Genomic DNA, 6836 nt, shown 5'->3' with positions numbered 1-6836 from the left:
AAAAACAAAAACCCGACTTGCGTCGGGTTTTTTAAGTTCAATTACTTGATTTTCGCTTCTTTGAAAATCACGTGCTTACGCACTTTAGGATCGAACTTTTTAATTTCCATTTTTTCCGGCATGGTGCGTTTGTTCTTCGTAGTTGTATAGAAGAAGCCAGTACCAGCAGAAGAAACTAAACGAATTTTATCGCGCATAATTTAATTCCTTAAACCTTCTGACCTTTAGCACGCAGATCGGCTAAAACAGTATCGATGCCATTTTTGTCGATAATACGCATACCACGAGTGGAGATACGTAAAGTCACAAAACGGTTTTCGCTTTCAACCCAGAAACGGTGAGTTTGCAGGTTAGGCAGGAAACGGCGCTTAGTTGCGTTGTTGGCGTGTGAACGACGGTTACCTACCATCGGACCCTTACCAGTGATTTGGCACACTCTAGACATGTCAATGTTTCTCCAAAATTACTTCAGCTCGAGCTTCGTTCATCCTTCTGGCCAAGAAGAATGCCCCGGATTTCTGAAAGGGCGCAATTTATACACGAAAGCCTGATCAAATTCAAGCAAATCTGTACGGTTCAGGCGATCGTTTGCACATCCAAACTTCAGACCTTTATAGCCAGCCGCGTTCGGCAAAGGAAATAACCTCTGCATCACCTACCACAAAATGATCCAGCAACTTAATGTCGACCAGAGACATGGCTTGAGTCAGGCGTTCCGTTATAACCCGATCGGCACGGCTAGGCTCTGCAACTCCGGATGGATGATTGTGAGCCAAAATAACGGCGGCGGCATTATGCGCTAAAGCACTCTGAACTACAATACGCGGATACACTGGAGATGCATCAATAGTGCCGAAAAATAACGGCTCGGCGCAAATTAACCGATGTTGGCTGTCTAAATACAACAACATAAAAACTTCACGCTTTTGCGAAGCTAAACTTTGTTGCAAATAACGCTTCACCATAGCGGGTTCAGTAAAGACAGTATCGCGTTGTAGGCTTTGCACCAGATAACGCTTACTTAGCTCCATAACCGCTTGTAATTGAACATATTTTGCCTGACCTAAACCGTGGCCTTTGCAAAAGTCAGCCTGACTGGCTGCTAATAAAGGCCGTAAGCCACCAAACTGATGTAATAAAGTGCGGGACAATTCCACCGCATCCATACCGGCCACACCAGTACGTAAAAAAATAGCCAACAATTCGCCGTCCGATAAATGCTCTGCGCCATGCGCCAGCAGTTTTTCTCTTGGCCTTTCACCTTCAGGCCAGCTTTTGATACTCATCTTCGCCTCCTTGAGTTTTTGTTTTCCTTCATCTTTCCGTGTTATCTTAACGCCAACTTAACCACTTTTTGCTGCGACAGACATGGCACTACTACTGGCAGGAAAACGCATTTTATTAGGCATTAGCGGCGGTATTGCCGCTTACAAAAGTGCCGACTTAATTCGCCGTCTGAAAGAACGTGGCGCTGAAGTACGGGTCATTCAAACCGACGCAGCGCGCGAATTTATTACGCCTTTAACTTTGCAGGCCTTATCCGGTCATCCGGTGGCCAACAGCTTGCTCGACCCTGCTGCTGAAGCTGCTATGGGCCATATTGAGCTGGCTAAATGGGCCGATTTATTACTGATAGCCCCAGCTTCGGCTGATTTAATTGCCCGCTTAGCCCATGGCCTGGCCAACGATTTATTAAGCACTTGTGTGCTGGCAACGGATGCCCCAGTGGCAGTGGCTCCTGCAATGAATCAGCAGATGTATAAAAATATAGCCACCAAACACAATATAGACACATTAAAGACACGTAATTTTTACATCTGGGGCCCGGCAGCAGGCGAACAAGCCTGTGGTGATGTCGGTATGGGCCGGATGTTAGAACCTTTGCAACTGGTGGACTTAGTACTTGAGCATTTTGCGCCGCGAGTTCAGCCTTTAACTGGTGTATCGCTGGTGATTACTGCGGGCCCTACCCGCGAGCCGATAGATCCTGTGCGTTATATCTCCAATCACAGTTCGGGCAAAATGGGTTTTGCTTTAGCTGACGCTGCTGCGCGCTTAGGTGCGGACGTGACATTAATTGCAGGACCAGTGCAGCTTAAGACTCCTGATCAGGTAAAGCGTATTGATGTGGTCACAGCTGACGAGATGTATCAGGTCGCATTAGAGCAGGCGACCAGCGCAAGCATCTTTATTGGCTGCGCTGCTGTAGCAGATTATAAAGTGGCTCAGGTAGCGACACAGAAACTGAAAAAAACCAGCGACGACAGCACCAGTCTTACCTTAGTGAAAAACCCGGACATTATTGCCGCAGTGGCTGCATTAAAGTCACAGCGTCCTTTTACTGTAGGTTTTGCCGCTGAAACTCAGGATGTTGCCAATTATGCCCGCCAGAAACTGGCGAAGAAAAAACTGGATCTGATTTGCGCCAACGACGTATCTCTATCAAACCAGGGCTTTAACAGCGAACAAAATGCTCTCACTGTATTTTGGGCGGACGGCGAACAGCAGTTTGGCTTACAAGCCAAAACAGAGCTGGCACACCAACTTCTTTTATTGATTAACGAGCGTTATCTGCATGAAAAAAGCCATTGATTTAAAAATTCTCGACCCACGTATCGGCACTGAATTCCCATTACCGGCTTATGCCACACCGGGCAGCGCTGGTTTAGATTTACGGGCTTGTCTGGATGCAGAAGTACAATTGGCGCCTGGCCAAACCACGCTGATCCCAACAGGTTTGGCTATTCATATTGGTGATGCGAATTTATGCGCCACTATACTGCCGCGTTCTGGTTTAGGTCATAAACACGGCATAGTGCTGGGTAACTTAGTGGGTTTAATCGACTCGGATTATCAGGGCCAGTTAATGGTGTCTATGTGGAACCGTTCGCAGGAACACTTCACTATTAACCCGGGCGATCGCATCGCGCAGTTGGTGTTTATGCCAGTAGTACAGGCAGAATTTACTATTGTTGAAGATTTTGACGCTTCAGACCGAGGCGAAGGTGGATTTGGTCACTCAGGCCGTCAGTAATTAGTGACAAGGATATCCATGGCAACGACAAAACGTCCCAACCGCAAAGAAGATATTTTGCAGGCTCTGGCCGCTATGCTGCAAAGCCATGCGGGTCAGCGTATCACCACAGCAGCTTTGGCTGCTCAGGTGGGTGTATCCGAAGCGGCTTTGTACCGGCATTTCCCTAGCAAAGCCCGGATGTTTGAAGGGCTAATCGACTTTATTGAAGACACCTTGTTGTCGCGTATTAATGCGATAGTGCAGGAGCACAAACAAACCGAGCAGCGCATTGAACTCATTATGCAGCTGTTGCTGATCTTCGCCGAGCGTAACCCTGGTATCTGCCGTATTCTGACCGGTGATGCCTTACAAGGTGAACAGGAGCGTTTGCAGGAGCGCATCAGCGCCTTGTATGAAAAGCTGGAAACTCAGTTAAAACAATGTCTACGCGAACGTAAGTTACGTGAAGGCAAAAGTTTTACTGTAGATGAAGGTGATTTAGCCAACCTGTTGCTGGGCATTTGTGAAGGTAAAATGCAGCAGTTTGTTCGCTCAGGCTTTGCCCGCTTGCCAACAGCTCAATGGCCGAACCAATGGGCTTTACTGCAAAAAACCATCTTTGCGGTTTAAAGATGACTGTTTAAGCGAGAGATAAAAAAACCGGTCAATTTGAAGCTGACCGGTTTTTGTTTTCTAACGACTTTATGAGAATTTCTGCCAGATAGCTGCTGCCCAAACTAAAGCAACAAAGACTAGCGCGGACGTTACCGCAGCTGAGCCCATATCTTTAGCCCGGCCTGATAATTCATGCCGCTCTAAACTGACACGGTCGGTTAAAGCTTCAATGGCAGAGTTGAGTAACTCCACAATAATCACCAGTAACCACACCCCCATCAAAATAGCAAAATGGCCAAAATCAGCAGCTAAGTACCAGGCAAAAGGAATAGCAGCTAAAGTAAGCCCGGCTTCCTGACGAAAGGCGGCTTCGTTCACCCAGGCTGCGGCGAAACCTTTACGGCTGCAATCTGCAGCTTTAATAATACGCCCAAAACCTGTGCCATTTGGCTTGCTCATTTCAGATCCTTAAAACCCTAACTCACACCGTACTGGGCACGATAAGCAGACACAGCTTCTAGATACTGGGCCAGCTCAGGTTTGCCTTGCAGGTAGTTGATTAAGTCGTTTAAACAAATGATAGAAACCACTTGAGTGCCAAAGTCGCGTTCGACTTCCTGAATAGCTGAAAGTTCGCCCTGGCCTTTTTCCTGACGGTCGAGCGCAATCAGTACACCACTTAAACTGGCGCCCTGCGCCTGAATAAGCTGCATCGATTCACGAATTGCAGTACCGGCCGTGATCACATCATCCACCAGCATCACTTTGCCCTGTAAAGGCGAACCCACTAAGTTGCCACCTTCACCATGGGTTTTCGCTTCTTTGCGGTTGAAGCAATAAGGCACATCTTTACCATACTGATCAAACAAAGCCACAGCTGTAGTAGTTGCTATAGGAATACCTTTGTAGGCAGGGCCAAACAACAGGTCAAACTCTACGCCAGCGTCTTCTAAAGCAGCCGCATAAAACCGACCTAAACGGGCTAAATCGCCACCTGTATTAAATAAACCTGCGTTAAAAAAGTACGGGCTGGTACGGCCGGATTTCAACGTAAAACTGCCAAACTTTAGTACCTGACGCGACAATGCAAATTCAATAAAGTCTTTTTGAAACTGTTTCATAACTTAGTGTGACCTCAAAGCCTTAAGCAAAACTTAAGCTAAAACGCGTTTTTGTTCGTCGATAATTTCACGGATGGCGTGTTTGCCTAATTCCATCATCTGCTGCATTTCTTCAAAGCTAAATGGCGCTTCTTCAGCCGTGCCCTGAATTTCGATGATTTTGCCGGTTTCAGTCATGACAATGTTCATATCGGTTTCAGCGTTTGAATCTTCGGCGTAATCTAAATCGGCCACAGCAGTGCCTTTATAAACACCAACAGAAACTGCAGCGACCATAAAATTCAACGGGTTGGTTTTGATCATACCTTTAGCGCGCATAAAATTCAGCGCATCCACTAAAGCTACACAAGCACCAGTAATAGAGGCCGTGCGGGTGCCACCATCGGCCTGGATCACGTCACAGTCGATAGTAATAGTGTTTTCACCCAACAGCTTTAAATCCACAGCAGTACGCAAAGCGCGGCCAATCAGACGCTGAATTTCCATAGTACGGCCACCCTGTTTACCACGAGCCGCTTCACGGTCGTTACGGGTATGAGTTGCACGTGGCAACATGCCATATTCAGCTGTGATCCAGCCTTTGCCCTGGCCTTTCATAAAACGTGGCACACCTTCAATCACGCTGGCAGTACAAATAACTTTGGTGTTACCAAACTCAACCAATACTGAACCTTCAGCATGAGCCGTAAATTGACGGGTGAAAGTAATAGGACGAATTTGACTCGCTGTTCTGCCGCTAGGACGCATGGTGAAGCCTCAACCTGATATTAAAAGTGCTTCATTATAGGGATTTCACCCTTGCTGTGCCATCTATACGCTAAGTAAATGCGGCAAGGCGTTTTTTGCATCAAAGCGGTGGCAGGATTTCATCGCACATTTCATCGCAGAGCGCAGGCTACAAAGTTGCCGCTTCAGATGCGACAGCCAGATTAGACGAATCATGCCTGAACTAGGTTTTACCCAAAGTAAGTGGAGTTGCAACGCGACGACTGATGAACGAGTCCCCATGAGCATAGGCGACTATGTGATTGGGGCGAGAGAACTCAGTCAACAAAGTTGCAGCTTCAATTAAGACGGGTATACTCGGAATTATTTTGTATTTCAGGACTTCATTATGATCCACAGTATGACCGCTTATGCCCGCCACGAAATTCGTGCCAGCTGGGGCAATGCCGTTTGGGAAATCCGCTCCGTTAACCAACGTTATCTGGAAAGCTATTTCCGCCTGCCAGAACAGTTTCGTTGCTTAGAAGGTTTATTACGCGACAAACTACGGCAGAAACTGCACCGCGGCAAACTGGAAATCAACCTGAAATACAGCGCATCAAACACTGCTGGCGAGTTAAAAATTAACGAAGCTTTAGCCAAACAACTGATGCAAAGTGCCAGCGTATTAGCCGAGCAAAGCGGCAAAGCTCAGCTTAACGTAGTTGATATTCTGCGCTGGCCTGGTGTGATGGAAACTCAGGAAGAAGACATCGACAGCTTACAAGCCGAACTGATGGCCGCTTTTGATGCCGCCTTAGTCGACTTTGTTGCAGGCCGTGGCCGTGAAGGTGTTGCGATAGAGCAAATGATCCGCGACCGTCTGGATCAAATTGGCACTCATGTCAGCACCTTACGCACACATTTACCACAAGCACTGCAATGGCAACGCGACAAAATGCTCAACCGCCTGCAAGAAGTAAAAGCCGAACTGGACCAAAACCGCCTTGAGCAGGAAATGGCCTTTTTAGCCCAAAAATCTGATGTGGCAGAAGAGCTGGACCGTTTAGACGCTCATATCAAAGAAACCCGCCACAGCCTGAAACAAGGCGGAGCCATAGGCCGCCGCCTCGATTTTATGATGCAAGAATTCAACCGCGAAGCGAACACTTTGTCCTCAAAAGCAATCTCAACCGAGATCACCAATACAGCGGTGGAGCTTAAAGTTTTAATCGAACAGATGCGGGAACAAATTCAAAATATCGAATAAAATCAGTAACTTAAAATAAACCTCTACTCATAAAGCTGGTTAAAGTCTTTGCTTGATCTTAGCTCAAGCAAAGACCCGCTCTGGCAGTACATTGAAAAATGCTTTATGT

At 47.0% G+C, this 6836-nt stretch carries 10 protein-coding genes; 4 read left to right on the top strand and 6 right to left on the bottom strand.

What is annotated here, in order from left to right:
- Positions 1-41: 41 nt before the first annotated feature.
- The 3 genes from rpmG to radC all read right to left on the bottom strand — a co-directional run bounded on the left by rpmG (position 42) and on the right by radC (position 1286).
- On the bottom strand, positions 42-197 hold the full coding sequence (gene rpmG, locus LSG37_RS11670; RefSeq protein WP_008219722.1) for a 50S ribosomal protein L33: 156 nt from the start codon (positions 195-197) through the stop codon (positions 42-44).
- Between the two features lie 11 nt (positions 198-208).
- Positions 209-445 carry a 50S ribosomal protein L28 gene (gene rpmB, locus LSG37_RS11665; RefSeq protein ID WP_008899984.1) on the bottom strand — a complete coding sequence of 79 codons (237 nt, stop codon included), beginning with the start codon at positions 443-445 and terminating at the stop codon, positions 209-211.
- A 166-nt stretch (positions 446-611) separates the two neighbouring features.
- Complete coding sequence (gene radC / locus LSG37_RS11660; protein WP_233080041.1) at positions 612-1286, bottom strand: RadC family protein; 675 nt, start codon at positions 1284-1286, stop codon at positions 612-614.
- 82 nt (positions 1287-1368) lie between these two features.
- On the opposite strand from radC, the gene coaBC reads away from it, so the two are divergent.
- From coaBC to slmA, 3 genes are read left to right on the top strand one after another with little or no spacing between them, the layout of a single operon-like run.
- Complete coding sequence (gene coaBC, locus LSG37_RS11655; protein ID WP_233080040.1) at positions 1369-2592, top strand: bifunctional phosphopantothenoylcysteine decarboxylase/phosphopantothenate--cysteine ligase CoaBC; 1224 nt, start codon at positions 1369-1371, stop codon at positions 2590-2592.
- The gene (gene dut / locus LSG37_RS11650) at positions 2576-3034 is read left to right on the top strand and encodes a dUTP diphosphatase (RefSeq protein WP_233080039.1); all 459 of its coding nucleotides are present in this window, start codon (positions 2576-2578) and stop codon (positions 3032-3034) included. The genes coaBC and dut overlap by 17 nt, the downstream gene beginning before the upstream one ends.
- 18 nt (positions 3035-3052) lie before the next feature.
- On the top strand, positions 3053-3646 hold the full coding sequence (gene slmA / locus LSG37_RS11645) for a nucleoid occlusion factor SlmA (RefSeq protein ID WP_233080038.1): 594 nt from the start codon (positions 3053-3055) through the stop codon (positions 3644-3646).
- 72 nt (positions 3647-3718) lie between these two features.
- Here the strand turns inward: slmA and LSG37_RS11640 are convergent, their stop codons facing one another.
- Genes LSG37_RS11640 through rph form a run of 3 tightly spaced genes read right to left on the bottom strand, consistent with a single transcriptional unit; the run spans position 3719 to position 5499 of the window.
- The gene (locus tag LSG37_RS11640) at positions 3719-4090 is read right to left on the bottom strand and encodes a diacylglycerol kinase (RefSeq protein ID WP_046518825.1); all 372 of its coding nucleotides are present in this window, start codon (positions 4088-4090) and stop codon (positions 3719-3721) included.
- 17 nt (positions 4091-4107) lie between these two features.
- The gene (gene pyrE / locus LSG37_RS11635) at positions 4108-4752 is read right to left on the bottom strand and encodes an orotate phosphoribosyltransferase (protein ID WP_127019781.1); all 645 of its coding nucleotides are present in this window, start codon (positions 4750-4752) and stop codon (positions 4108-4110) included.
- 33 nt (positions 4753-4785) lie between these two features.
- Positions 4786-5499: a ribonuclease PH gene (gene rph, locus LSG37_RS11630; protein ID WP_127019779.1), complete on the bottom strand. Its 714-nt coding sequence runs from the start codon at positions 5497-5499 to the stop codon at positions 4786-4788.
- Between the two features lie 367 nt (positions 5500-5866).
- Here rph and LSG37_RS11625 point away from each other — a divergent pair, with 367 nt between their 5' ends.
- Positions 5867-6727, top strand: coding sequence for a YicC/YloC family endoribonuclease (locus tag LSG37_RS11625; RefSeq protein WP_008899995.1), 861 nt, complete (start codon positions 5867-5869; stop codon positions 6725-6727).
- Positions 6728-6836: the final 109 nt, after the last annotated feature.

The sequence above is a fragment of the Rheinheimera soli genome (genome assembly GCF_021290985.1).
In the GTDB taxonomy this organism is placed as follows: domain Bacteria; phylum Pseudomonadota; class Gammaproteobacteria; order Enterobacterales; family Alteromonadaceae; genus Pararheinheimera; species Pararheinheimera soli.
This window is presented reverse-complemented; position numbering and strand designations above follow the sequence as displayed.

What these genes read in the sequence shown, in the direction of transcription:
- rpmG (WP_008219722.1), bottom strand. Translation starts at nt 197, where the DNA reads ATGCGCGATAAAATTCGTTTAGTTTCTTCTGCTGGTACTGGCTTCTTC.
- rpmB (WP_008899984.1), bottom strand. Translation starts at nt 445, where the DNA reads ATGTCTAGAGTGTGCCAAATCACTGGTAAGGGTCCGATGGTAGGTAAC.
- radC (WP_233080041.1), bottom strand. Translation starts at nt 1,286, where the DNA reads ATGAGTATCAAAAGCTGGCCTGAAGGTGAAAGGCCAAGAGAAAAACTG.
- coaBC (WP_233080040.1), top strand. Translation starts at nt 1,369, where the DNA reads ATGGCACTACTACTGGCAGGAAAACGCATTTTATTAGGCATTAGCGGC.
- dut (WP_233080039.1), top strand. Translation starts at nt 2,576, where the DNA reads ATGAAAAAAGCCATTGATTTAAAAATTCTCGACCCACGTATCGGCACT.
- slmA (WP_233080038.1), top strand. Translation starts at nt 3,053, where the DNA reads ATGGCAACGACAAAACGTCCCAACCGCAAAGAAGATATTTTGCAGGCT.
- LSG37_RS11640 (WP_046518825.1), bottom strand. Translation starts at nt 4,090, where the DNA reads ATGAGCAAGCCAAATGGCACAGGTTTTGGGCGTATTATTAAAGCTGCA.
- pyrE (WP_127019781.1), bottom strand. Translation starts at nt 4,752, where the DNA reads ATGAAACAGTTTCAAAAAGACTTTATTGAATTTGCATTGTCGCGTCAG.
- rph (WP_127019779.1), bottom strand. Translation starts at nt 5,499, where the DNA reads ATGCGTCCTAGCGGCAGAACAGCGAGTCAAATTCGTCCTATTACTTTC.
- LSG37_RS11625 (WP_008899995.1), top strand. Translation starts at nt 5,867, where the DNA reads ATGATCCACAGTATGACCGCTTATGCCCGCCACGAAATTCGTGCCAGC.